The sequence below is a fragment of the Nocardioides sp. HDW12B genome (assembly GCF_011299595.1).
In the GTDB taxonomy this organism is placed as follows: domain Bacteria; phylum Actinomycetota; class Actinomycetes; order Propionibacteriales; family Nocardioidaceae; genus Marmoricola_A.
The window spans coordinates 436,584-460,664 of sequence record NZ_CP049867.1 but is presented as its reverse complement, the minus strand read 5'-3'; the positions used below and the strand labels follow the sequence as shown (position 1 = coordinate 460,664).

General features: G+C 68.0%; 24 protein-coding genes. All 24 read left to right on the top strand.

The genetic code is table 11. From position 1 onward, the window contains the following. Nucleotides 1-13: 13 nt before the first annotated feature. The 24 genes from G7072_RS02230 to G7072_RS02115 all read left to right on the top strand — a co-directional run bounded on the left by G7072_RS02230 (nt 14) and on the right by G7072_RS02115 (nt 24,070). Nucleotides 14-688 carry an SAF domain-containing protein gene (locus G7072_RS02230; RefSeq protein WP_166084025.1) on the top strand — a complete coding sequence of 225 codons (675 nt, stop codon included), beginning with the start codon at nt 14-16 and terminating at the stop codon, nt 686-688. Continuing rightward, nucleotides 688-1,455, top strand: coding sequence for a hypothetical protein (locus G7072_RS02225; RefSeq protein ID WP_166084024.1), 768 nt, complete (start codon nt 688-690; stop codon nt 1,453-1,455). The genes G7072_RS02230 and G7072_RS02225 overlap by 1 nt, the downstream gene beginning before the upstream one ends. Continuing rightward, nucleotides 1,452-2,939, top strand: coding sequence for an ATPase, T2SS/T4P/T4SS family (locus tag G7072_RS02220; RefSeq protein WP_166084023.1), 1,488 nt, complete (start codon nt 1,452-1,454; stop codon nt 2,937-2,939). The genes G7072_RS02225 and G7072_RS02220 overlap by 4 nt, the downstream gene beginning before the upstream one ends. Further along, nucleotides 2,936-3,799: a type II secretion system F family protein gene (locus G7072_RS02215; protein ID WP_166084022.1), complete on the top strand. Its 864-nt coding sequence runs from the start codon at nt 2,936-2,938 to the stop codon at nt 3,797-3,799. Before G7072_RS02220 ends, G7072_RS02215 begins: the two co-directional genes overlap by 4 nt. Beyond that, nucleotides 3,796-4,701, top strand: a complete 906-nt coding sequence (locus G7072_RS02210; protein WP_166084021.1) for a type II secretion system F family protein — start codon at nt 3,796-3,798, stop codon at nt 4,699-4,701. The genes G7072_RS02215 and G7072_RS02210 overlap by 4 nt, the downstream gene beginning before the upstream one ends. A 44-nt stretch (nt 4,702-4,745) precedes the next feature. Continuing rightward, on the top strand, nt 4,746-4,943 hold the full coding sequence (locus G7072_RS02205; RefSeq protein WP_166084020.1) for a hypothetical protein: 198 nt from the start codon (nt 4,746-4,748) through the stop codon (nt 4,941-4,943). Continuing rightward, nucleotides 4,912-5,319 (top strand): TadE family protein, encoded by a 408-nt coding sequence (locus G7072_RS02200; protein WP_166084019.1) that lies wholly within the window; start codon nt 4,912-4,914, stop codon nt 5,317-5,319. Before G7072_RS02205 ends, G7072_RS02200 begins: the two co-directional genes overlap by 32 nt. A gap of 8 nt (nt 5,320-5,327) precedes the next feature. Further along, a complete protein-coding gene (locus G7072_RS02195; protein ID WP_166084018.1) occupies nt 5,328-5,753 on the top strand; it encodes a TadE family protein in 426 nt (141 codons plus the stop codon). Then, entirely contained in the window at nt 5,750-6,175 is a 426-nt protein-coding gene (locus tag G7072_RS02190; RefSeq protein WP_240917103.1) for a pilus assembly protein TadG-related protein, read from the top strand. The genes G7072_RS02195 and G7072_RS02190 overlap by 4 nt, the downstream gene beginning before the upstream one ends. Further along, nucleotides 6,172-9,288 carry a LysM peptidoglycan-binding domain-containing protein gene (locus tag G7072_RS02185; RefSeq protein WP_166084017.1) on the top strand — a complete coding sequence of 1,039 codons (3,117 nt, stop codon included), beginning with the start codon at nt 6,172-6,174 and terminating at the stop codon, nt 9,286-9,288. Before G7072_RS02190 ends, G7072_RS02185 begins: the two co-directional genes overlap by 4 nt. A gap of 181 nt (nt 9,289-9,469) precedes the next feature. Then, a complete protein-coding gene (locus tag G7072_RS02180) occupies nt 9,470-10,387 on the top strand; it encodes a bifunctional DNA primase/polymerase (RefSeq protein WP_166084016.1) in 918 nt (305 codons plus the stop codon). A 409-nt stretch (nt 10,388-10,796) separates the two neighbouring features. Further along, nucleotides 10,797-11,603, top strand: coding sequence for a serine/arginine repetitive matrix protein 2 (locus G7072_RS02175; protein ID WP_166084015.1), 807 nt, complete (start codon nt 10,797-10,799; stop codon nt 11,601-11,603). Further along, nucleotides 11,596-12,582: a ParB N-terminal domain-containing protein gene (locus tag G7072_RS02170; RefSeq protein WP_166084014.1), complete on the top strand. Its 987-nt coding sequence runs from the start codon at nt 11,596-11,598 to the stop codon at nt 12,580-12,582. The genes G7072_RS02175 and G7072_RS02170 overlap by 8 nt, the downstream gene beginning before the upstream one ends. 24 nt (nt 12,583-12,606) lie before the next feature. After that, the gene (locus tag G7072_RS02165) at nt 12,607-13,287 is read left to right on the top strand and encodes a hypothetical protein (protein ID WP_206063246.1); all 681 of its coding nucleotides are present in this window, start codon (nt 12,607-12,609) and stop codon (nt 13,285-13,287) included. A gap of 3 nt (nt 13,288-13,290) precedes the next feature. Next, a complete protein-coding gene (locus tag G7072_RS02160) occupies nt 13,291-14,376 on the top strand; it encodes a M23 family metallopeptidase (protein ID WP_166084013.1) in 1,086 nt (361 codons plus the stop codon). Between the two features lie 55 nt (nt 14,377-14,431). After that, the gene (locus G7072_RS02155; protein WP_240917102.1) at nt 14,432-14,722 is read left to right on the top strand and encodes a DUF6112 family protein; all 291 of its coding nucleotides are present in this window, start codon (nt 14,432-14,434) and stop codon (nt 14,720-14,722) included. Continuing rightward, nucleotides 14,719-15,462, top strand: coding sequence for a DUF6349 family protein (locus tag G7072_RS02150; protein WP_166084012.1), 744 nt, complete (start codon nt 14,719-14,721; stop codon nt 15,460-15,462). Before G7072_RS02155 ends, G7072_RS02150 begins: the two co-directional genes overlap by 4 nt. A gap of 62 nt (nt 15,463-15,524) precedes the next feature. Then, a complete protein-coding gene (locus G7072_RS02145; RefSeq protein WP_240917245.1) occupies nt 15,525-15,839 on the top strand; it encodes a DUF6112 family protein in 315 nt (104 codons plus the stop codon). A 193-nt stretch (nt 15,840-16,032) separates the two neighbouring features. Then, nucleotides 16,033-17,175: a type IV secretion system protein gene (locus G7072_RS02140; RefSeq protein WP_240917101.1), complete on the top strand. Its 1,143-nt coding sequence runs from the start codon at nt 16,033-16,035 to the stop codon at nt 17,173-17,175. A gap of 3 nt (nt 17,176-17,178) precedes the next feature. Then, entirely contained in the window at nt 17,179-18,642 is a 1,464-nt protein-coding gene (locus tag G7072_RS02135; RefSeq protein ID WP_166084010.1) for an SCO6880 family protein, read from the top strand. Between the two features lie 42 nt (nt 18,643-18,684). Then, nucleotides 18,685-19,092 (top strand): hypothetical protein, encoded by a 408-nt coding sequence (locus tag G7072_RS02130; protein WP_166084008.1) that lies wholly within the window; start codon nt 18,685-18,687, stop codon nt 19,090-19,092. Further along, a complete protein-coding gene (locus G7072_RS02125; RefSeq protein WP_166084007.1) occupies nt 19,089-20,579 on the top strand; it encodes an ATP-binding protein in 1,491 nt (496 codons plus the stop codon). Before G7072_RS02130 ends, G7072_RS02125 begins: the two co-directional genes overlap by 4 nt. Before the next feature lie 492 nt (nt 20,580-21,071). Further along, the gene (locus G7072_RS02120) at nt 21,072-21,896 is read left to right on the top strand and encodes an HNH endonuclease (RefSeq protein WP_277343392.1); all 825 of its coding nucleotides are present in this window, start codon (nt 21,072-21,074) and stop codon (nt 21,894-21,896) included. Nucleotides 21,897-21,973: 77 nt separating this feature from the next. Next, nucleotides 21,974-24,070, top strand: a complete 2,097-nt coding sequence (locus G7072_RS02115; protein ID WP_166084005.1) for a GNAT family N-acetyltransferase — start codon at nt 21,974-21,976, stop codon at nt 24,068-24,070. The last annotated feature ends 11 nt before the right edge of the window (nt 24,071-24,081 follow it).

Here is a 24,081-nt window from a genome sequence, read left to right as displayed (position 1 = left end):
AGAGGCGATGAGGATGAGCAGAACAGCCACCCGAGACGACAGGACCGTCGACCGCGAGACGGGTCCCGCCGCTAGGCAGCTTGTGCCGCCACCGAAGCTGCGACGACGACCCGCGTTGGTCGCTGCGGCGATCGGGGCGATCTGCCTCGGTGCGCTCCTCGCCGCCTGGGCCTGGACAGCGACAACGAATACCCAAGAGGTCCTCGTCGCCCGGCAGAACATCGAGCGTGGCGCCGTTATCGAGGCCGACGATCTCGCCCGTGTGCGGCTCAGCACGGACCCTGCACTCAACCCTGTGTCCGCGTCCGAGCTCGACCAGATCGTCGGGCAGCGAGCGGCGCTGGACATCGCCGAGGGCGGGATGCTCACGCCTGCCTCGTTCACCAACGAGGTCGTTCCCGGCGACGGACACTCGGTGGTCGGGGTGGCTCTGACCCCGGCACAAGCACCTGGCCTCGACCTCCGATACGGCGACACAGTCCGGGTCGTCGTGACTCCGGCTCAGGACGAAGAGCTGCCCGCTGGCGCACCACTCGTCAACGACGCCACCGTGGTCGGTGTCCACGTCTCCGACGAGACCGGGCAGACCGTGGTCGACCTGCTCGTCCCCGAGGCGGATGCCGGCGTGCTGGCGACGCGCATCGCGACCGGCCGCATCGCTCTCGTCCTGGACTCGCGGGAGCGCTGATGGCGATCGTCGCGCTCGTCTCCGCTTCCGGGTCGCCCGGAGTCACCACCACGGCTCTGGGGTTGGCGTTACTGTGGCCGCGCCCGGTCATGCTCGTCGAGGCCGATCCGACCGGCGGTTCAGGTCTACTAGCCGGCTACTTCCGCGGCACGCGAGAGTACGACTCGGGGCTCATCGAGCTGGCGCTGACCGCGAGCAACCTCAGTGATGCTCTGGCCGATGTCGCCCGTCCCATCGAGGGGACCCACGTCTCGTTCGTGGCCGGGACTCGCTCGCATACACAGGCCAGTGCGCTACGAGACCTATGGGCCCCGTTGGCCGAGACACTCGGCGACTTGGAAGCCACGGGACAGGACGTCGTCGTCGACGCCGGCCGACTCGGTCTCAACGGATCTCCCGAGCCGCTGCTGGATGCCGCCGATCTGGCACTGCTCGTCAGCCGGACCACACTGCCCGCACTGTCGGCTCTACGGTCCTGGGCCGACGCGCTCCGGCGCCCATCTCTCGACTGGCACCAATCCGGAGTGTTCCTCGTCGCCGAGGGCCAACCGTACGGCGCCCGAGAGGTCGCGTCGGTGGTCAACCTGCCGGTGCTGGCGTCACTTCCCGATGATCCCGACGCAGCAGCGGTGTTCTCCCGCGGTGCCCCACCACCCAAACGCTTCGAGACCGGGCCGCTGGCCCGAGCGCTTCATGCAGCGATCGCCACGGTCCACTCTACGATCACCCACCGTCGCACCCAACTGCTCGAAGGAGCACGGTCATGACGACGGAACACTCGGAGGATGCTCAGACATCCCTGCACGGGCTGCCGCTGTTCGCCCAGCAGCTCCCACCCTTGACCGAGCGGGTGGGCGCCGGCCGTCCGACGGGAGCGGTGGCACACCTGCCCACTGTGAGCAGCGCGCCCATCGGGCGGAACGTCGACTGGTCGTTGGTCTCTGCCCTGCGCGCTCAAGCCTCCGAGCAGCTCAGCCAGGCGGTTGCCGCCGACCGCAGTCGTCTCGACAAGATCGCACAGGAGGAACTGGGGCGGACGATCGTGCTCGACCTGATCGAGTCGACCGTTTCCGACCGCGTGAACGCCGGGTCGACGACGCTGCCGGTCAGCGAGCAGGACGCCCTGGCGCGGGCGGTCTTCGACTCACTATTCCGGCTCGGCCGGCTCCAGCCGCTCGTCGACGACGATCGCGTGGAGAACATCATCATCACCGGCTACGACAACGTGCTGCTCGACCTCATCGACGGGTCGCTCGTCGATGGCCCACCCGTGGCGGATTCGGACGAGGAACTGATCGACTTCCTGGTCTTTCTGGCCTCGCGTAGTGAGGTCAATGCCCGCGGCTTCTCCGAAGCGCAACCCCGCCTGCATCTGCGCCTCGATGGCGGCTCCCGTCTCGCCGCTGCCGCCTGGGTGACACCTCGCCCATCCGTGGTCATTCGGCGTCACCGGCTCATGGAGGTCACCCTCAAAGACCTCGTCGCCCGGCAGATGCTCACTCCCGTCGCTGCGTCGTTCCTGAGGGCGGCGGTGAGAGCACGCAGGAGCATCGTCGTCTCCGGATCGCAGGGGGCGGGCAAGACGACGCTGGTCCGGGCTCTGTGTGCCGAGATCGACCCGCTGGAGGCGATTGGCACGTTCGAGACTGAATACGAGCTGCACCTGCATGAGCTGCGCGACCGCCATCGGATCGTCCACCCTTGGGAGGCCCGGCCCGGCTCCGGCGAACGCGGCCCTGACGGGCGATCGGCCGGTGAATTCACCCTTGACGAAGCATTGGTGGACTCATTCCGGTTCAACCTCTCACGCCAGATCGTCGGCGAGGTCCGAGGCAAAGAGATCTGGGCGATGATCAAGGCGATGGAGTCCGGCACCGGGTCCATCTCCACCACACACGCCTCCGACGCGGTCGCGGCGATCCGCAAGCTTGTCACCTGCGCGATGGAAGCCGGACCGCACGTCACGCAAGCGCTCGCGACCAGCAAGCTGGCCTCGACCATCGACGTGATCGTCCACCTCGATCTCCGGACGGTGACCGAGAGCGGTCGCTCGACGCGTCGACGCCGAGTGGCTGAGATCATCGCCCTCGCCCCCGGCGAACGCGAGACCGGGTACGCCACCACGCATGTCTTCGCCCCCGATGTCGACGGCACCGCCGTCCCCTCGGTGTTGCCTGACGAGTACCGCTCGCTCGCGACGTACGGCTTCGACCTCGCCGGCTTTCTGGCCCAGCAGGAGGGGCGTTCGTGATCGTCCTCGTCCCCGCCCTCGCCGGAGCACTGCTCGTCGGTGGCCTGATCGCCCTCTTCGTAGGGCTGCGCCCCGCCCCGGTCATCGATCGCCCCTCCCGAGCCCGACGGACCATTGAGCTGTCGCTGCAGACCCGCATCCTCCTGCTCTCTGGCGCCGCTGCCGGAGTCGTCGCGTTCCTCGTGACCGGCTGGATGCTCGCCCTGATCGCCGTGCCGGTGGCGTTTGTCGGGCTGCCGGCGCTGTTGTCCTCGTCCTCGGCGACCGCGCGGATCAAGCGTTTGGAAGCGATGGAGGAATGGACTCGTTCCCTCGCGGGCGTCCTGACCGTCGGCGTCGGTCTGGAGCAGGCACTCGTTGCCACTCTCCGCTCGACTCCTGCTGCCATCGCGCCCGAGGTCACCAGGCTTGTCGCTCGGCTCCGCGCCCGGTGGGTCACCGAGGATGCATTGCGGGCCTTCGCCGACGAGCTGGACGACGCCACCGGTGACCTCGTGGCGGCCAACCTCATCCTCGGAGCGCGCAGGAGGGGCGCAGGGCTGGCGAGCGTCCTCGAAGGCCTCGCCGAGTCGGTGGCGGCCGACGTACGCGCTCGACGCCAGGTCGAAGCAGACCGGGCAAAGCCACGAGCAACAGCCCGTTGGGTCACCCTGATCAGCGTCGGCGTGCTGGTAATCCTTGCCCTGTCGGGCTCGTACGTGGAGCCGTACCAGAGCCCGCTCGGCCAAGTCGTCCTTGTGGCGCTGCTGGCGGCGTACGTCGCCACGCTCGTCTGGATGAAGCGGATGGCCATTGGACAGGCGATGCCCCGGTTCCTGTCACCCGTCACCGCCTCATCGAGGCAGGGCGGTGTCGGATGACCACCGGACTCCAGTTCGCTCTCCTCGGCGGAGCCTTCCTCGGGCTCGGTGTCGTGCTTCTCATCGCCCGTCTGATGCCGGCCGAGCCGGATCTCGCCGAGGCGCTCAGTCGGCTCACACCCACCCGAGGGCGAGCGAACGCGCTCGGCCCGGTGACCACTGCGAAGGGGAAGGAGCGGATCGGCGTGTGGGCGATCAAGGCCCTCCCGCCCGCAGTCTGGATCAGGACCCCGACCCGTGAGCTGGCCCTGCTGCGTATCCCGCTGGCGCGGTTCTACGGCGACAAGATCGTGATGGCTGTCATGGGCTTGGTGATCCCGGCACTGCTCGCCTTCTTCTTCGAGCAGATCGGCCTTGGGTTCCCCGTCGGGATTCCGGCATTCGCCTCGCTCGCGCTGGCGGTGGTGATGTTCTTCCTGCCCAACTACAACGCCGTTGACGACGCCCGGAAGGCCAGGCTCGAGTTCGCCCGGGCACTCGGGTCGTACATCGACCTCGTGGCCCTGGAGCGCAACAACGGCTCGGGGGTGCGGCAGGCGATGGAGTCCGCGGCCGAGGTCGGCGACTCTTGGGTCTTCACCCGCCTGTCGGAGGAGCTGACCCGATCCCGCTGGTCCGGACAGCCACCCTGGGATGCCCTGCACGCCCTGGCCGACGAGCTGGGGCTGCCTGAGCTCGACGACTTCGCCGACATCATGCGGCTCTCCGGCGAGGAAGGTGCGTCGGTCTACACGAACCTACGAGCCCGCTCGACCGCAATGCGCACCGCGATGCTCAACGACGAGATCGCCGAAGCCAACGCGGTCGGCGAACGCATGACCATCCCCGGCTCCCTGCTGGGCGTCATCTTCATGGCGCTGCTCGTTGCCCCGTCTCTCCTGCGGATGTTCAGCAACACCTGACAACCAGCCCACGAAGGGACCCATCAAAGGAAGGGAAAGCCAAGATGAATCGACTGCTCGAACTCCTGCTGCCGCTCTACCTCGGAGTCGATACGCGCTGGCGTGCGCCGTCTGAGCGAGATGAGCGCGGCTCCGTGACCACGGAGCATGTTCTCTGGGCAGTGGCGGTCATCGCCATCGTCGGCATCGTCGTTGCAGTCCTCAAGGCCTATGTCACCTCGCAGGCCGGCAACATCAAGTAGCCGGCGGGACGAACGCGGCTCGGTCTCCATCGAGCTGGTCATCTTGCTGCCTGCCCTGTTCGCGGTGATGTTCCTCGGGATGCAAGCCGCGCTGTTCTACCACGCTCGCACCGTGGCCATCGCTGCTGCTCAGGAAGGCGCCAGGGCGGCCGGTGGGGAGAACGGCCAGGCAGCTGACGGCGTCAGTGCCGCCTCCTCGTTCATCGCCGATGCCGGCGGAGACGACGTACTCACCGGCACGAGCGCGACCGCCAACCGCACCGCGACCAGGGTCACCGTCACTGTGACCGGACGCAGTCTCAGCGTTATCCCGGGCTGGCACCCGGAGATCGTGCAGTCGGCTTCACTGCCGGTGGAGAGGGTGACGGCCCCGTGAGTTCTCGGATGCTCGTGCGAGACGAGCGAGGCTCGGCCGCGATTGAAGCCGCTGTCGGACTGCCTGCCTTCGTGCTCTTCGTCGGTCTCATCATCTTCGGGGGACGGACCGCCATGACCCATTCGGCGGTCGAGTCCGCGGCCGCCGACGCCGCCCGGTCCGCCTCGATCGCACGGACCATCTCGGAGGCAAGAACCGACGCTAAGGCGGCCGCGCAGGCGAGCCTGTCCAACCAAGACATCCACTGCCTGAGCGTGAACGTCCTCCTCGACCTCTCAGCCTTCGGCAAGCCAGTCGGCGAGCCGGGCTCGGTCGCCGCAACCGTCGAGTGTCGTCTTGATCTCGCCGACCTGTCCGTGCCGGGCATCCCAGGCAGCCGCCTCATCGAGGCGACCATCAGCAGCCCACTCGACACTTGGAGGGAGCGCGGATGATGGTCCGATCTCGCGACGAACGCGGCTCCATCAGCGTTTGGCTCGTCACGTCGAGCTTCGTGATGATGATGCTCGTCGGCCTCGCAGTCGACCTCGGCGGACAGGTCCACGCCAAGCAACGCGCTCACAACATCGCGGCCCAAGCCGCAAGAACCGGCGGCGAGCAGGTGCAGGCCGCTCCAGCAATCGAGGGTGACTACGTCGCCGTCGACGCGGTGGCCGCTCGCCACGCAGCGGAGGACTACCTCGCCGCCTCCGGTGTCACCGGCAACGTGACCATCAGCGACGGAGACACGATCACGGTGAACGTCACGGACACCTACACGCCCAAGTTCTTGAGCTTCATCGGGCTCGGCGACCTGGCCGTCACGGGCAAAGCCTCAGCACGCCTGGTCCGCAGCCTCGGAGGTAGCGAGCAATGACCCAGCCCACGCTTCGACAACGCCTCCAAGGTCTCGCGGCGACACTCGTGATCCTGCTCCTCGTCGCCGGCGTCCCCTTCCTCCTGCTAGCCATCGGCGCTGCGCCGTGGAAGGCCGACCCAGGCGACTTCCCAGCACTGCTGTCGAGCCGCGACGACGGCACCCTCGCCATGGTCGTCATCGCCGGCGTCGCGTGGCTCGCCTGGTTCTTCGTCGCCGTCTCCGTGCTCATCGAGGTCGCGGCAAGGCTCCGCGGTCTACCAGCGCCCTCCCTCCCCGGCCTCGGCGCCCCTCAGCGAGCCGTCGGCCAGCTCGTCGCTGTGGCTGCACTCCTCTTTGTCGCTGCTCCGACAGCAGTCGCGGCCTTCCCGACGCCTCCAGCCTTCGCTGCAGCGACCACGCCCGCACTACCCGAAGCACGACTCGCGGTGGTCGAAGCCGCACCCGCGCTACCGGAGCCTGCGCCCCTCCCAAGCGTCGCTGCTGATTCGACGACGGAGACGTCGACCATGGACTACACCGTCAAGCGCGGCGACAGCCTGTGGAGAATCGCCGACCAGCTCCTTGGCGACGGTGCCCGCTTTCCCGAGATCGTCGAGCTCAACCAGAAGGAACTCAACGGGCGCCCCGACTTCATCGTCCCCGGCTCGGTGCTCAAGGTGCCGGACGTGACCACCGGCGTTGATCCGGACCGCCCCGATGAGGAGTACGTCGTACGCCCCGGTGACACCCTCTCGGACATCGCCGAGGCGAAGCTGGGTGACCCGATGCGCTATCCGGCGCTCTTCGAGTCGTCTCGTGACACGGTCCAGCCGGACGGCGCCACGCTGACCGACCCGGACCTGATCCGCCCCGGCTGGGAGATCAGCATTCCCCCACACGCCAACCACAAAGCCGAGGCGCCCGAGACGCCTCCGGCCGAGTCCGAGCGACCACGCCCGCACAAACCACCGGCCGAGACGCCGACCCCAGCGCCGACACCCGCGGCGACCGCCGAGCCTGAGCCGGAGGTCAGCACCGCCGACGTCCCCGACGACGAGGTCGACTCGTCCGCGCCCGGCTGGCTGCTGCCTGGCCTGACCGGAGCGGGCGCCGTCCTGGCCGGGCTCGTCCTGCTGGCCGTTCGCGCCCACCGCAACACCCAACTCCGCTACCGCCGACCAGGACAGACGATCGCCCCTCCACCACTAGAGCTGCGCCACGTCGAGAAGACGGCACTCCTCGCGGGCGCCCCCCTCACGGCCACGATCGGTCGCCTCGACCGGGCACTGCGACACCTCGCCGCCACCTGCGCAGACGAAGGGAGGGCGCTGCCCTCACTCGCCACCGTGACGTTGGCGCGCGGATCGGCGACCCTGCACCTCGCCCACGACGACGACCTGCCCGACCCGTGGAAGGGCGGCGGCCGAGAATGGACCACTCATCTCGGGGAAACCCTGCCGGATCGAGAGGTGATCCCGCCGTACCCGCAACTCGTGACGGTCGGCCAGGACGCCACCGGGGGCCTGCACCTGGTGAACCTGGAGCACCTCGGCGTCGTGTCACTGGCCGGCGACCCGGCTGCAACAGAGGCTCTGGCCAGGCACATCGCCGCCGAACTGGCACTCAACCCCTGGTCCGTGCTGGTCCAGGTCGACCTGATCGGTCTCGGGGAGGAGCTGGCCACACTCGATCCGATGCGGTTGCGACACCACGCACACGGCGAGCAGACCATTGCCTCGATCACCCGCAGCCTCACCGCGGCCCGCGACGCTGGCTCGGGCGACCCCGAGCCCTACCGCGCCATCATCACCACGGGCATCAGCACCGACGCGGGCACGGCTGAACTCGCCTCTCTCTTGTCAGCGCCCTCCCCGCGACTCGGCGTCGCCCTCGTCTCACTCGGCGCGCCCCTCCCCGAAGCAACCAGCATCGAAGTCGACTGCACGGGACAGCTCCAGGCGCCCCCCCTCGGACTCGACCTCCGCGCTGCCGGGCTGACCCGCGAGGAAGCTGCCACTTGCGCAGCGATCGTCGACCTCACTCGCGAGAGCGAGCCAGTGCCGATCCCCACCTTCGACCAGGCAGCGGACGGCTGGCGGTCGCTGGCCGATCATGCAGGAGCACTGCGCGAGGAGCTGACGGACGTGCGCGAGGAAGGACCCGCCGGAGAGGACTCCCTACTGCCCGCAGCCGCCGATGAGTATCCCGAGATCGCCGCGACGACGCCTGAAGATGTCGAGACACTCGCCCCGGTCGTGCCCGAACAGTTTCGTCGGACCGTTGAGGAGGCCGATCCGACCCTCGACGAGGATGTCGCGGACTGGTTCGACTCCGAGAGCGAACGGCCTCGATTGACCTTGCTCGGGCCGGTGAACGCCCGGGCCTACGGCGAGGTCGCACCGGTGATCACCAAGCGCAAGCCGTACTTCGTCGAACTGTTCGCGTTCCTCGCCCTCCACCCCGAGGGCGCGACAGGCAGCGCCGTCGCTGACGCGTTCGCCGTCTCCCCATCCCGCGCCCGCACACAGCTCAGCGTCCTTCGCGACTGGCTCGGCACCGACGCCCGAACGGGTAGTCCGCACCTGCCGGCTGCGAGCGAGTCCCGGACCTATCGAGAGACGGGCTTGAAGACCTACCAACTCCAGGACGTCCTTGTCGACGTCGACCTGTTTCGCCGTCTGCGAGCCCGGGGCGAGGCACGCGGTGCGGACGGCATCGAGGATCTAAGAACGGCCATGTCGCTCGTTGAAGGAATCCCGTTCAGCCTGCTGCGAGAGAAGGGCTGGAGTTGGCTGCTCGACGGGGAGCGACTCCACGAGACCATCGGCTGCGCGATCGTCGACACCGCGCACATCCTCGTCATCGACGCACTCGCCAACGGCGACCTGTCGAAGGCCCGTGACGTGGCCGAGACCGCCTGCAAGGCCGCGCCGTACGACGACATCTGCCGCCTCGACCTGGTGAAGGTCGCTGCTGCCGAAGGGCACGAGGAAGCCGCCGAACGGATGCTGGCCGACGATGTCTTTAACCGGACTGACGACCATCTGCCACCCATCGACCTGCCCGAAAGGACCGGCGACGTGGTCGGACGGCAACGCTGGGGCAACGCAAGACGACGCCCCACAGCCTGAGTCGAGCAGCACGCGACCCCTTTCACCGATGTTTCTTCAACTCGTGGAGGGGCGAAGGCAAGACACCCCTCTGAGCAGCGGAAACACGCTTTGACGCCCCCCGCCCCTCCATCGCCCTCCCGAGGAGGGGCGCATCCAGGAGGGGCGATTTGTCCTGCGCAGGCTGAGGACAGTCGAGCCCATGAACCAATTGCACCAGCAGCGAGTTACGACGGGCCGGTGGAGTCCGCAGCTCCTCCACGACCTAGCCAACGCACCGGATAGCGCGACGGCGGCCGAGCACCTGGCCTTCCAGAGCATCCCGGTGTTCCCCTGCGTCCCCGGCGGCAAGCGTCCGCTGACGGCCCGCGGTTTCCAAGACGCCACCGCCGATAGCGACGTCGTCCACTCCTGGTGGCGGCGGTGGCCCGAGGCCAACGTCGGCATCCCCACGGGGACGGCCGGCGGAGTCGACGTGGTCGACGTAGACGTCCACGACTCCGGCTCCGGGTACGCCGCCTTCGAGCAGGCACACCGGGCCGGCTTCGCCGAGGGCTGGGCGTGGCTGGTCCGCACCCCTTCCGGTGGCATGCACGCGTACTTCCTGCGAACCGACGAGCGGGAACAGCGCTCCTGGCAGATCCCGGGCAAGCACATCGACTTCCGCGGTGACGGCGGCTACATCGTTGCTCCGCCGTCCCGCGTCACCTGCGATGACGGCGCCACGAGGAGCTACCGACAGATCGCGGTCGCCGAACACCACCAGCCCGGGCCGGTCGACGCGAGCGGTCTGCGCGCCCTCCTCGACCCGCCCCGCCCGATGCGTCCGCCCACGGATCTGCCAGCCATCGGCTCCCGGCCCGACAAGCTCGCCGGCTGGGTGGCATCGCGGCCGGAGGGTGGGCGCAACGGCGGCCTGTTCTGGGCGGCGTGCCGGATGGCAGAGGAAGGACACGACCTGAGCACCACCACCTCGCTGCTCGGTGAGGCGGCGTACGCCGCGGGGCTGCCCGAGCGTGAGGCGATGGCGACTATCCGGTCCGCGTACCGGATCGCTTCGAGACTGGGGTCGGCCTCACCGCCGCGCCCTACGAACGCGGTTGAGGCGGTGGGACTGTGAACACGCCCGAGCCATACGAGCGCCGCCTCGACCGCGCCATCCCGGAGCCCGAGCCAACGCCCCAGGACGAGAAGTCGGTTGACGCACTCGCGGTGCACCGCGACCCCTCGGTCCCGGCGGTGGCCGAGGTCAAGCAGGAGTCCGGCCGCTCACGGCCCAGCGTGGCTTGGGTCCGCCCGAGCGAGATGCCGACGCTTGTGGGCTCGAAGTTCGTGGGGCGTGGGATCGACCTCCAGACGGAGCTGGCCCGCCGCGCTCGACGGACACCCGGTGCTGCTGCGTCGAAAGCCGCCCGCCGCGTGACCCGACGCTCGATCGCACAGCCGGAGCCGCCGATCCCCCCAGTCACGACCCGGGAAGGACTCGGGCTGTGAGCGCGCCAGGGTTCAAGACGAGCGAGGGCTTGCGGATGCTCCTCTTCGAACTTACCTACGCCGTCCCCCACGGCTGGCATGACGACCCGCGCGCTACTGAGTTGATGACCTACGCGATGGAGAAGTACGGCGGTCTCGCGCGCAAGTACGGCCTGGAGCCCAGCGACGCGGCCGCCGCCGCGTTCGAGGTGATGCGGATGCGCTCGACCCGCCTCGCCGAGGACCCGTGGGCCGTCACCACCCACGCGGTCGAACTCAGCCTGATCTACGAGTCGCGGGCAGAGGGCCTGCTCTGTTCGACGGGCCAGGCCCGCCGAAGCGCTGGAACCGAGTACCACGATGCCGAGAGGTTCAGCGACCGCGAGTCGGAGATAGCGGACTACCACCCGGCCTTCCACTTCGTCGACAACGTGGACGAGATCGACGAACCGAAGCACGCGAACCCCGACGGCGATCCCACCAACGCCTACTTCGCCCTCGACATCGCGGTGAGGTTCTTCGTCGAGCTGGGATGGCTGGAGCGCACCGCCCGCCTCGGGCTGGAGATCATCGCCGCCCGACTGATCCGGTGCAAGGAACGTCCTGCCGCCTATATGTCGCTGCGGCGCGATGGGACGGGTCCCGGGGCCCTCGACATCGACTACGAGGCGTGGCTGACGGTGCTGGCCGCTGTGCTCGGAAACCAGCACCACGACTTCGCCGGGACCACCAAGGGGCACGGGATTCTCCAGCGGCTGGTGAGCGGGGAGCATCTCAACGACCTGTTCCAGGACACGGAGCTGGCCGACGCGATCGAGTCAGTCGCGCCCGCGATCACGACGAGGGGTGAGAGCCATGTCTGATCGCGGACACATCGAGCTGGAGCGCAGGGTCGACTCGATCGTCGTTGGCGAACGTCATCGCTGCGACCCCGGTGACCTGACGCCGCTGATGGAGTCGCTCAAGCGGGTTGGACTGCTCCAGCCCGTCACCATCACACCGGATGGCTACCTCATCTGCGGCTTCCGTCGGCTGGAGGCCGCCAAGAAGCTGGGGTGGGAGATCCTTCGGGTGTGGGTGAGGTCCGGGATCAGCGACGAGTTGACCCGACTCCTCGCCGAGCGCGACGAGAACGTCACCCACAAGCCCCTGTCTGCCGTCGAAGCAGCCCACCTCTTCGATGAGATGAAGACCCTCCTCCAAGAGGACGCAGCGCGACGAATGAGGGCCACCCAGTATAAGGCCGGGAACGGCGAAACCGCAGGTCACGACGGCTGTCCCGATTCGGGACAGCCGGAGACCGCACCGGGTCGGGCATCACGGCAGGCCGCGCTGCTCGTCACCCAGAAGGCTTCACACAACCGTCTGGAGCAGATCCTGGAGATGGAGCGAGTCGCAGCCAACCGGGCGCTGTCCGACGACCTGCGCAAGGTCGCCGAGGACGAACTCGAGTCCATCCGCAACGGCGGCGCCGTCGACCCGAGCTACCAGCGGGTGAAAGCCGCTCAGCGCGTCGCCGAGCTGATGAAGCCCGACGACAAATCAGAGATGGACAGGATTGCCGATGAAGTCCTGGCCAACGCCAAGGCCGATCGCGCTCGCCGAATCAAGGAGAACCGCGCCAAGCGCGAAGCCGCCGCAGCGAACATCAAACGTTCGACCCGGTCGTTCGCGCTGAAGTGGGCCGAACTCGACGGATGGTCACGCAAGTACGACGCCGAGCAGATCGCCCGTGAGATGAAGCCCGATGACTGGGCGCTGTTCTTGCGTGTCCTCGACGAGACCAACACGTTCGCCGAGACCGTCACCCTCGCGCGGAATAGCCGCGCACCTCAGTCGTGACCCCACGACTCAAAGGCCACGCCGATGCTCTCCACGACGAACCCCGATGACCTCCGCCGCCGCCGACTCGTCGTGCTCGCAGGCGCGGGTGCGCTGCTGGTGATCGCGTTCCTCAGCTACGCCGTCCTCGTCCACCGCTTACACCCGTCGAGCTCTAGTTCGACCGCCGACAAGCCGGCCGCTGGTCCGGGTTCCCCGGTCGAGACCGCGCCGGTTGTCGCCGAGCTCACTGCTCTCCGGCCGACCGGTGACCCAGACGCGTTCGCGCGGCAGGTCACGGGGGCGCTCTTTGAGTGGGACACCGCCATGCTCACCAGCCGCGCCGACCACGTCGAGCAACTCATAGCCGTGGCAGACCCCACTGGTGAGGCCACTCCCGGTCTCGTCTCTGACCTCGACAACTACCTGCCTACGCCGGACGCCTGGACCGAGCTCGCCAAGTACGAGACACGTCAGTGGATCGCCATCGACTCGGTCTCTACGCCGAGCCATTGGGCCGAAGCCGAAGCGCAGGCAGGCGACCAGTTGTTGCCTGGAACGACCGGCCTCACCATCCGCGGCATCCGGCACCGCACCGGCGTCTGGGAGGGCGAGCCCGTGGCATCCGAGCACGACGTGGCCTTCACCGTCTTCATCGTGTGTGGGCCGTCGTTCCCCGAGTGCCATCTGCTGCGTCTGTCGATGCTCGACAAGCCCCTGGACTGAACGATGGCCAAGGTCGCTGTCGCCGGAGTGGTCGCAGTCCTCCTGGCGCCCGCCAGTGCCCTGCTCGGCCTCGGCGCGCTCCTCAGCCCGGCGGCGCAGGCCCAGTGCCTCCCGGCCGCCTCGACGGCGACCTCGACCACAGCCGCCCCATCGGTTCCGGAGACATCCCACGTCGCCTTCCCCCTCCCCGCGGGGTCGTGGGTGCGAACGAGCGGCTTCGGGATGCGGGTACACCCGATCACCGGTGAGTACAAGCTGCACACCGGCGTCGACCTTGCGGCTCCGAGCGGCACGCACATCCTCACCGCTGCCGACGGCCGCGTGGCGTTCGCCGGCCCCGCCTCGGGCTTCGGGCACCTCATCCTGATCGAGCACACGGTCGGCGGGAAGCGTGTCGCCACGGGCTACGCGCACATGTACGCCGACGGCATCCTCGTCAAGGCCGGCGACCAGGTCAGTGCGGGGCAGTACATCGCGGACGTCGGCACCGACGGCTACTCGAGCGGGCCGCACCTCCACTTCGAGGTCCGCCCAGGTGGCGCCCACGCCTCGCCCGTGGACCCGGAGCCGTGGCTGACCGCAAACGGCGCAGTCAACGTCGAGGCCGGCGCGAGTGCCGACGCAGCGGGATGCACCGACCGCGGCGGACCTGCCGCCGCGTACACCGGCGACAGCCCCAACCACCTCGTCGATGACCCGACGACGGGCGGACAGATCACCGAGCGCACCGCGAGCGTGCTCGCTCAGGTGCAGAAGAGCTTCCCCACCTCACACTGGTCCTGCTGGGCTGAGCGCCCAGGCACGACGTCCGAGCATCCCCTCGGTCGCGCCTGCGACGGCACGTTCGGCAATTCGATCGGCACGGCTGCGACGGGTCCCGCGCTCGATCTCGGCTGGAAGGTGACGAACTGGCTGAAGACGAACGCCAAGACCCTCGGCGTCGAATACCTGATCTGGCAAGGCCGGATCAGGTCGGTTGCACGGAGCGCCGAGGGATGGCGGCCGTACGGCGGAGGAGGCATGCACGACCCCAACGCCGTGACTGGCGGTCATTACGACCACCTCCACTTCACGATCACCGCGAACTAGCCTTTTGCCCGCTTACATCTGATGCAAGTGGGTCCGCAGAGAACACCTGCCAAACGTGAAGACTCTGCCCTTTCTGCTTCCACTTGTCGGTCCCGACTTCGGAGCCGTTGGCGGTGCCAGCAAGCTCCGAGCGATCATCGGGGCGCTGCTGACGTACGGCCTCATCGTGTCTGTGCTCATGGTCATCGTCTGCGCGGCGACCTGGGCGATCGGCTCCTCGAACGGGAGTTGGCAGACAGCGAGCAAAGGCAAGTCGGGGCTGTTCGTCGCGCTCGGCGGCGCAGTCCTCACGGGTGGCGCGCTCGCCTGGGCCAACTGGCTGCTCGACGTGGGGGCGAAGCTATGAGCGGGGAGCAACTCGCCCTCGACATCGAGGGGATGCTCCACGAGGCGCGTGTCCAGTCCACGCCGGAATGGAGCGGCGCGCCCCTGCACTTCACAACCGACTACTACTCACCCGGCGACCTCGACGCCGCGTTCGAGCACTGGCAGTTCCTCCACGCCCACGACCCGGTCCAGAGCGGCAGCCGGCTGTGGAGCCGCTCGATCGCCGTCCCCGAGAGCAGACAAGTCGGCGGGCACGGGTTCGTGCTCTACACGGCCGACCTCCGCTGCGAGCCGTGGAAGCACGCCGAGAAGCACGAGGGCTGCATGTGCGTCGGTGACCTCATGTACCAGGCCATCTGCGAACCGTGCGAGTGGAACGCCATCGCCGACCGCGAGAACGGCGTGGTCGAGATGTGGCACGACCACGCGCTCCCGGGTTGGCGCGAGCTGCCGATCGTCCCGGCGCGACTGCGAATGTTGGACAAGGTCGGGCTGTCGAAGGCAGCGAGGAAGTGGATCGAGGAGCACTACCCCAGGTCGATGCAGGTCCCCGGGGCTCCGATCATCACCGAACGGCGACCTTTCGGCACGCGACACGTCCCTAGCCGCTCGCCGTGGGGTGGTTACGACCTCTCCCACACCGCGGTCGATCCAGAGCGGATCGTCGAGGGCTCCAAGCCGCTGCGTCCCAAGGCGAGTCACTTCCCAGCCCCGCCCCGCTCTGCCGCGCAAGCGCCTGCCGTGGGTCTCGGCGACTGACTGGAACGAGGCGCGCACCTGTGTGACGAGGCAACCCCGCCGCTCACTCAGGAGGAATCGTGATCAAGCCCGGTCTGCTCACGACGATCGTGTCCCTGATCCCGCAGGACATCAGCATCAGCCCTAACGGCAACGGCCTGCCCGGTATCGGCCAGCTCCGCAGCATCGTCGGAGCGTCCATGACCGTGGGGCTCATCCTCGCGGTGCTTGCGCTCATCATCTCCGCGATCGTGTGGGCGCTGGGCGCGAACTCGTCCAACCCCCACCTCGCCGGTCGCGGGAAGCTGGGCGTCCTTGTCGGCGTCGGTGCGGCGATCATCACCGGCGCCTCGGTCGCGCTCGTCAACTTCTTCTGGAACGTCGGCCAGTCGGTCTGAGGCACCCGAGAGGCAGAGGACAACGACGATGGCCGATGTATGCGACGTACCCGTCATCTCCGGTGTCTGCGATGTGGCCGGGGAAGCAGCCGGATCCCTGGTTGCGGCGCCGTTCGACTGGCTCGCCCAGGGCATGGGTCACGCAGCGGGCTGGATGTTCGAGGCGGTGTGGAAGGTCTTCGACTCGACCACGATGGTCGACGTCACCAGCAGCCAGTACACGCGGGTCTACAACATCCTGTTCGGCGTCGCGGTCTTCGTGATGCTCGGCTTCTTCATCCTCCAGGTGATCGGCGGCATGGTTCGCCGCGAACCTGCCGCGCTGACCCGAGCGGCACTCGGATTGGCGAAGTCGATCCTCGGCTCGTTCGTCGCGCTCACCCTGCTGGCCGCCGCTCTGGAGATCACCGACCAGCTCTGCATCGGCATCGTGAACGCTGCCGGGACCAACATGGACCAGATGGGTGATCGCATCGCCCTCCTCGCCGGCGGCCTGCTCACCTTGAATATCGCAGCACCCGGAGCGGGAGCGATCATCACCATGTTCATCGCCGGCCTCGCCATCGGCGCGGCCGTGATCGTGTGGATCAGCCTGCTCATGCGCAAGGCGCTCCTGCTCATCGCGATCGTCTTCGCCCCGATCGCGCTCGCAGGGTCGAGCTGGGACCACACCCGTGGCTGGGTGGGCAAGTGGGCGTCGTTCGTGATCGCGCTGATCCTCTCCAAGGTCGTCCTGGTGGTGATCTTCCTGCTCGCCACGGCCCAGGTCTCCGCACCGATCGACGGGGATCTCCAGTCCGTCAGCGACCCCATCGCCGGGGTGGTGCTGATGCTCATCGCCGGGTTCGCGCCCTACCTGACCTACAAGGCGATCAGCTTCATGGGCTTCGACATGTACCACGCGATGTCGGCCGAGCAAGAGGCCAAGTCCGCGCTCAACCGACCGCTGCCGATCCCGATGAGTCGTCGCCCTGCCGCTGAGCCGAGCAAGGTCCTCGACGGCGCATCGAACGGCACCGGTCCGTCGAGCGGTAGCGCACCCGCTCCGGCGCCTGCACCCTCTGGTTCCGCGAACGGCGGAGCAGGCGGAGCGTCGGGCGGGGCCACCAGTGGTGGCGCGCCGGGCGGAGCAGCCGCAGCGGGTGGCGCCGTCGCCGGGGGCGTGATCGTGGCGAAGGAGACCGTCAAGGCCGGTGCCGCAGCTGGGCGCTCGGTGGGAGCAGCAGCCTCGGCGCAGACCGACGCCGCGAGCCAGGCGCCGCCGTCCGCAGGGCCACCGGTGCCGCCGCACGTTGGCGACGCCGTCCCCAGCCAGTCGCGAGCCAGGAAGGGCTGACCGATGAGCACCAACACCACGATGCGTGACTTCGAGCTGGCGCCCGTGAAGTTCTCCCGACTCACTCGACGCGGCGTGCTGCTCGGCCTGTCGGGATTGCAGCTCGTCGTCGTCGGCTTCGGCGGGATCACCCTCATCTTCGCGCTGTACGTCGGCGGCGGCGCATCGCTGATGTACGTCGTCCCGATCCTGTTGGTCTGCGCCGGGCTCGCGTTCGTTGGTGTCGGTGGCCGCAAGGTCGTGGAGTGGCTTCCCGTCGTCACCCGCTGGCTGTGGCGCTCGACCGGTGGGCAGCTCCTGTTCCGCCGTCGGATCGTCCAACCACGACCCGTCGGCACGCTCGCGCTCCCCGGAGATGCAGCCCGGTTGCGTCAGTGGTTCGATCCCGAAAGCGGTGCGGTGATGGTCCATGACCCGCACCGGTCGACGCTCACCGCAATCGTCGGGGTCACCCATCCGGCGTTCATCCTGCTCGACCCGCTCGAACAGCAACGCCGAGTCACCAGCTGGGGCCGAGTCCTGGCCACCGCCTGCCGGTCGGGTCGCATCGCTTCGATGCAGGTGCTGGAGCGGACCCTGCCTGACTCCGGCAAGGGACTCGCGCAGTGGTGGTCCCAGCACGGACGTCAGGACGGCTCGTGGACCTCGACGACGTACGGCGAATTGATCGACCGTGCCGGCCCGGCGGGTGAGCGCCACGCCAGCACCGTCTCGATCGCGCTCGACATGAAGGCCGCGGGGAGAGCGATCCGCGCAGCCGGTGGTGGCAACCGAGGGGCGGCCGCGGTGCTGCGGCAGGAGATGTCGACCATGACCGCGGCGCTGCGGGCTGCCGACCTGGCCCCCTCAGGCTGGTTGAAGCCTGGAGACCTCGCCGTGATCCTGCGTTCGGCCTACGACCCGGTCGTCGCAGGTGCCCTCGAACGCCACGGTGATCTTGGCCGCGACCTGGCAACCGCCGGGCCGGTCGCGGTCAGCGAGACCTGGGCCAGCGTCCGCTCTGACTCGGCCCACCACTGCGTGCTCTGGATCAGCGAATGGCCGCGCTCGCTGGTCTACCCAGGGTTCCTCGCCCCGGTGCTCCTGTCGTCCGGAGTACGTCGCACCTTCTCGCTGCTGTTCACGCCGATGCGGACCGACCAGGCCGCTCGCGACATCCGCAAGAAGAAGACCGAGTACATCTCCGACGCGGCCCAACGTCAGCGCATCGGACAGATCGAGGACGCCCAACAAGGCGCCGAGTACAACGACGTCCTCCAACAGGAAGCCGACCTCACCGCCGGCCACGGCATCCTGCGCACCACCGGACTCATCGCCGTCAGCGCCCAAGACTCCGACGAGCTGGAGCGTGCGGTCGCTGACATCGAGCAGGCAGCCATCCAAGCCTCGTGTGAGACCCGCCGCCTCTGGGGCCAGCAGGCGCAGTCGTTCTCGGCCGCCGCGCTGCCCCTGTGCCGGGCGGTGTGAGCCCCACACCTGGCTCTCAACCACATCGAGAAGGAGGCTGCGATGCCCACGTTCGAGAACCCGGCGGCCGACGCCGACGAAGTCCAAGCGGCGCTACGAGCACTCGCGCACGCGACACGCTCCATCGATGACCCGCGCCAGGTCTACTCGGTGCTCGGGTCGCTCACGTCCGCGATCGCGTCGTTGAGCCAGTCCTTGCACCAGCTCGCGGCGTTTCACGACGGCGAGGTCAAGAAGGGGGTGTGGGTGGCCGGCGACTCCCGTGCCGGACGCGTTGCGACCTATCAGGTGTCGTGGGAACTCCACCGTGCAGGCGAGATCCTCCGCCAGGTCTCCGAGTCCATCGCCAGCGCCCACAACGCCGAGTCCCGCATCACCTACACCCACCGCGACTTCCCGGATCTCAGCGAGGCACCGCACCGGTCAGCCGGCCAGGGGCTCTCGCTATGAACGGCTGGAACGAGGGACGGCTCCACAGCGCGGTCCTCGTCTCTCCCCGACGCGAGCGCCGCCGCGACCGCCGGACCCGGCGAGCCGCCGCCCAGTCACTGCTCGCCGAGGACCGCGACACCAGGAAGGCCGCGGCGAAGTCGAAGCATGACGCACTCGCGGCTGAACGCCGCGCCACCGTGATGCTGCCCAAGTCCGGCGAACCCGGCCCTGCCGCTCTCCGTACTCCTGGCCGGCTGCGGTTACCGCGGCATCAGGACACGTCGGCGACGCTGGCCGGTGCGTACCCGTTCCTGGCCGAGGGCGGCCTCGGCAGCGACGGGGTGTTCGTCGGCCAGGACCTCTACTCGGGTTCGTCGTTCGTCTACGACCCGTGGGTGCTCTACGCCCGCGGACTGATCACCGCACCCAACCTCGTACTCGCCGGGATCGTCGGGTCGGGGAAGTCAGCGTTAGCGAAGAGCCTCTACACCCGCTCGATCCCGTTCGGACGCCGCGTCTACGTCCCCGGCGACCCGAAGGGCGAGCACACCGCCGTCGCCGAAGCCGTCGGCGGCAAGGCCATCGCACTCGGGCACGGGATGTCCAACCGGGTGAACCCGCTCGACGAGGGAATCCGCCCCGCCGCATCCGACGACATCCAGTGGGCAGCACAGGTCACCTCCCGGCGACGTGACCTCCTCGGCGCATTGGCCGAGACCGTGCTAGACCGCAGACTCACTCCACTGGAGCACACCGCCATCGACGTCGCACTCGCCGAAAGCGTCCGGATCGCCGACGTGCCGGTGCTCCCGATGGTCGTCGACCGACTCCTGACACCCGACCCCACAACAGACACCGACGGCCGGCTCACCGAGGACGGCCGCCTGGTCGGGCATGCGCTGCGGCGGCTCGTGGCAGGCGATCTAGCCGGGCTCTTCGACGGTCCCAGCACGGTCCGCTTCGACCCGAGCCTGCCGATGATCTCGCTTGACCTCTCCCGGGTCACCGAGAACGCCACCCTGATCTCGGTGCTGATGACATGTGCATCGGCGTGGATGGAGTCAGCCCTGCTCGACCCGGCCGGCGGGCAACGGTGGGTCGTCTACGACGAGGCGTGGCGCCTGATGTCCCACCCCGCACTCCTGCGGCGCATGGACGCGCACTGGCGGCTAGCTCGGCACTACGGCATCGCGAACATGCTGATCTTCCACAAGCTCTCCGACCTCGACAACGTCGGCGACCAGGGCTCAGCGATGCGCGCCTTGGCCTCGTCGCTTCTCGCCAACGCCGAGACCCGCGTGGTCTACCGGCAGGAGTCTGACCAGCTCGGCACCACAGCCGCCGCGCTCGGGCTGACCGGTACCGAGCAGTCGCTGCTGCCGACCCTCGGAACGGGTCAGGGGTTGTGGCGGATCAAGCACAGGTCCTTCGTCGTCCAGCATCAACTCCACCCAGCCGAACTCCAGCTCTTCGACACCACCGGCCGGATGAAGTCAGCTCTCTAGAAGTTCCGGCGCAGCTCGACGTTGTCGCCCGGAGCTAGAGCACGTGCGACATGGAGAGTACGTCTGGGTGCTGAGGTGGCACGAACATCGTCGTGCCGGCAGCGGGGTCCGCCTCGAAGGCCTCCCGGATGACGTCCCGGTCTCGGGTCGACCGGGACGCTCGGAGGGTGGCGTGCCGACTGATCAACTCGGGTCCGGTCGAGGTTCAGCTTGTGGGACGGGGCGCGCCTGCCGACGTCGCTCGAGTCGCGTCAAGCCAGAATGACGGGCGGTGGAAGACGAAGCACTGCAGGTCGATTGTCGCGTCGCTCGGAGGCGCGTCGAGCCTCGCCTGGTTCGCGGGTCAAGGGTTTCGAGGTCGACAGGGGTGGTTGTCGTGGTACGACCGTAACCGTCGGAGCCTGGGATGCGGGCGCACGCATGCGGAGACCTGTGGTGTCGGTGGCGCTTCCTAGAGTCGGGGACCTGCGGCAGAGACCCAAGGAGACGTAGATGAGTCCTAAGCGTTGCTTGTTCTGCCGCGAGGACTCGAGCTCGTCGGTGAGCGTGGAGCACATCGTGCCGGAGTCGCTGGGGAACACGACGATGGTGCTGCCTCGGGGGTTCGTCTGCGACAGGTGCAACAACTACTTCGCCCGGAAGGTTGAGGGACCATTCTTGAACTCGCCGGCGATGTTGGCATTGCGGCACTTGGAGGCTGTGGGGAACAAGCGTGGGCGCATCCCAGGGATGGATGTCGTTCTGGACAACGGGATGCCCGGTCGCTTGGAGAGGTATCCGCGTTTGCCGATTCCGTTCTCCCTGCAGGTGGACGCCTCCGACCTCGCCCGGCTAGGGCCTGACACGGCGACCTGGCCACGCGGCGCGATGTTCGCCAGCCCAGAGAAGCCCCCGACGACTCGGGACGTTGCCCGGTTTGTGGCAAAGGCCGGCCTGGAGCACCTAGTGCACCGAAACCTGGGCTTCCCCGAGGGCCTGGAGTCAATTTTCGGTGCGCCGGAGTTGGAGCTGTGTCGCCGTTTCGCCCGCTATGGCGCAGGGCCGAAGGAGTGGGGTGTGCGTGTCGAGCGGATCTACGACTCGAACCACTTGTTCGAGGAGAACCTCCCGAACTATCAACGGGTGTGGGAGATGGACCTCCTCATCCCCAGCGACCGAGAGAGCGCGTTGTTTGCGATGAGCATCTTCGGGCTGGAGTTCGCCATCAACCTCGTGGACCCGGATCTGAGCCCTTACGACCGGTGGCGACGAATGGCCAAGGCATCGTCGCTGCTGTATCCGGAAGGACTTCCGCCGGACCTGCGACCGTCCCAGTGACTTGGTCACCGTCCCGGAGAGCTGCCCTCAGGTCGTAGTTCCCAAACAACAGCCGCCGGTTGAGTCAGACTGACGAAGTGACTCGGGGCCCCACCGACAGCGACGACTACGCCATTCGCATCGTCGGCATCGAGGCGATGGCGCCCGAGTGGGTGGACAAGGTCATCGAGCTCGGCGACGCCAACCGAAACCGCCTCGGCCCGATGCCTTACTCCGGCTTCAGGGAAGCGGCAACGAACGGCAACATCGTCCTGGCTGTTCGAACCCACCCCGACGGGACCGAGACCCTCGCCGGCTACTGCCTGTACGCCCCCACGGTCCGCGCCGACTGGTACGCCCGCATCGCCCACCTGTGCCTGACCGACGACGCGAGAGGTTCTGGGGCAGCTCGACAACTCATCGACGCGGTGATGGACCGTTGCCCTGATCGGCTCGGTCTTCGGTTGAAGTGCCGCGACGACTGGGAGGCTGCGAAGAAGTGGCCGAGCCTCGGATTCGAGCCTGTGCGCCGGCGGACGGGCCGAGGCAAGACCCAGAAGCCGATGACGGAGTGGGTCAAGCAGAACGAGTCGGTAGCGAACCTGCTGACGTTGCCCGATGAGGACCCTGACCAGCTCGAGGCTGGCGTCGACAACAACGTTTTCTGCGACCTGCACGGCACCTCGCCGAAACGGCGGCAGCGGTTCTCGGGCACCGTCGCGCTCCTGGCCGCGTCAGAACAGATTCGTCTCGCGAGGCCGTTCACACTGACCCAGGAGCTGAACAGGACCGCAGACAAGCGTGAACGGGACGCTCTCCTGCACACGGCCGCAGCCAGCGGCATGAAGGTTCTCAACGGCGACCGCACCGAGATCCGCAAGCTTCGCGACAAACTTCTGGCCGGCGTACCTGACGACGTTCTCGCCAAGGACGACAGCTTGAAGACAGACGTGCTCCTTCTGGCCGAGGCCATTGTCGGCGGTGCAGACCTGTTCGTCACCCGCGACAAGAACGTCGTCACCTACCTCGGACCCACCGCCGCCGAGGGGAGGGACTTCGCAGTCCTGTATCCCGACGAGCTTCCGGCGTTCATCGACCGCCGGGCCGACGCCGCCAGCTACCTCCCCGTGCAACTGGAGGAGACCCAGTTCCAAGTGACGCGCGGGGACGCTGCGACATGGAACCCAGAGAACCTCACCGGCCTTCTCGGCAACGACTCCGGCGAACGGAAGGTCGACTTCAGGACCCTCATCAAATCACTCGCGGAGACGACCGCCGGGACGGACGACCGCCAGATGATGCTCACCCCCGCCGGAGAAGTCCTCGCGATCTGGGCAGCCCAACCGAATGAAACCACCCTCGAGGTATCCCTCCTTCGCATTCGGCGTGGACCACTACTCCCCACGATCGCCCGCCAGATCTCGCGAACGCTGCGCCGCAGGGCCGCACAGTTGGCCCTCACCACGGTCCGACTCACCGACACACACCTTCCGGCCGCCATCGCCGCCGAACTCGACCGAGATGGCTTCAGAACCGACACCGCGACCAACAGCCCTACCGCTATCGTCCTCACCACCATCGGCACCTGGGCCGAGGTCCGGGCGGCGGGCGAAGCAGTGACCGAGTCCGGTCTCGTCCTACCCACCCACCTCGGATCGACAGCCGAGGCATCCGAGTTCGAACGGCTCCTTTGGCCGGCCAAGGTCCTCGACCCCGACCTGCCCACCTACATCGTGCCCATCCGCGGTGTTTTCGCCGACGACCTCCTCGGGCACGTACCAACACTCCTCGCCCGACCCGCCGAGCTCGGCCTGTCCCGCGAACACGTCTACTACCGGAGTGGACAGAGCCGACCCGCGGCCCCCGGTCGCATTCTGTGGTACTCCAGCGCCCGCGACCAAGAGCTCGTCGCCTGCTCCAGGCTCGTCGAAAGCGTCACTGGTACCCCGGAGGTTCTCCACCGAGAGTTCGCCAACATCGGCGTCCTTACCCTCCATCAAGTCCGAGCGGTCGCCGACAAGCGCGGCACAGTGAACGCCCTACGGTTCGCCGACACCGAAATTTTCGGCCGCCCGATCCCCCTGGCACGGGCCCAGGAACTGTCGAGAGGCACTGCTAGGTTGACGCTTCAGTCGCCAGTGCCGGTCGACACAGTGTGGTTCAAGCGGCTGTATGAGGAGGGGATTCGCCGATGAGAGTTCCCCGA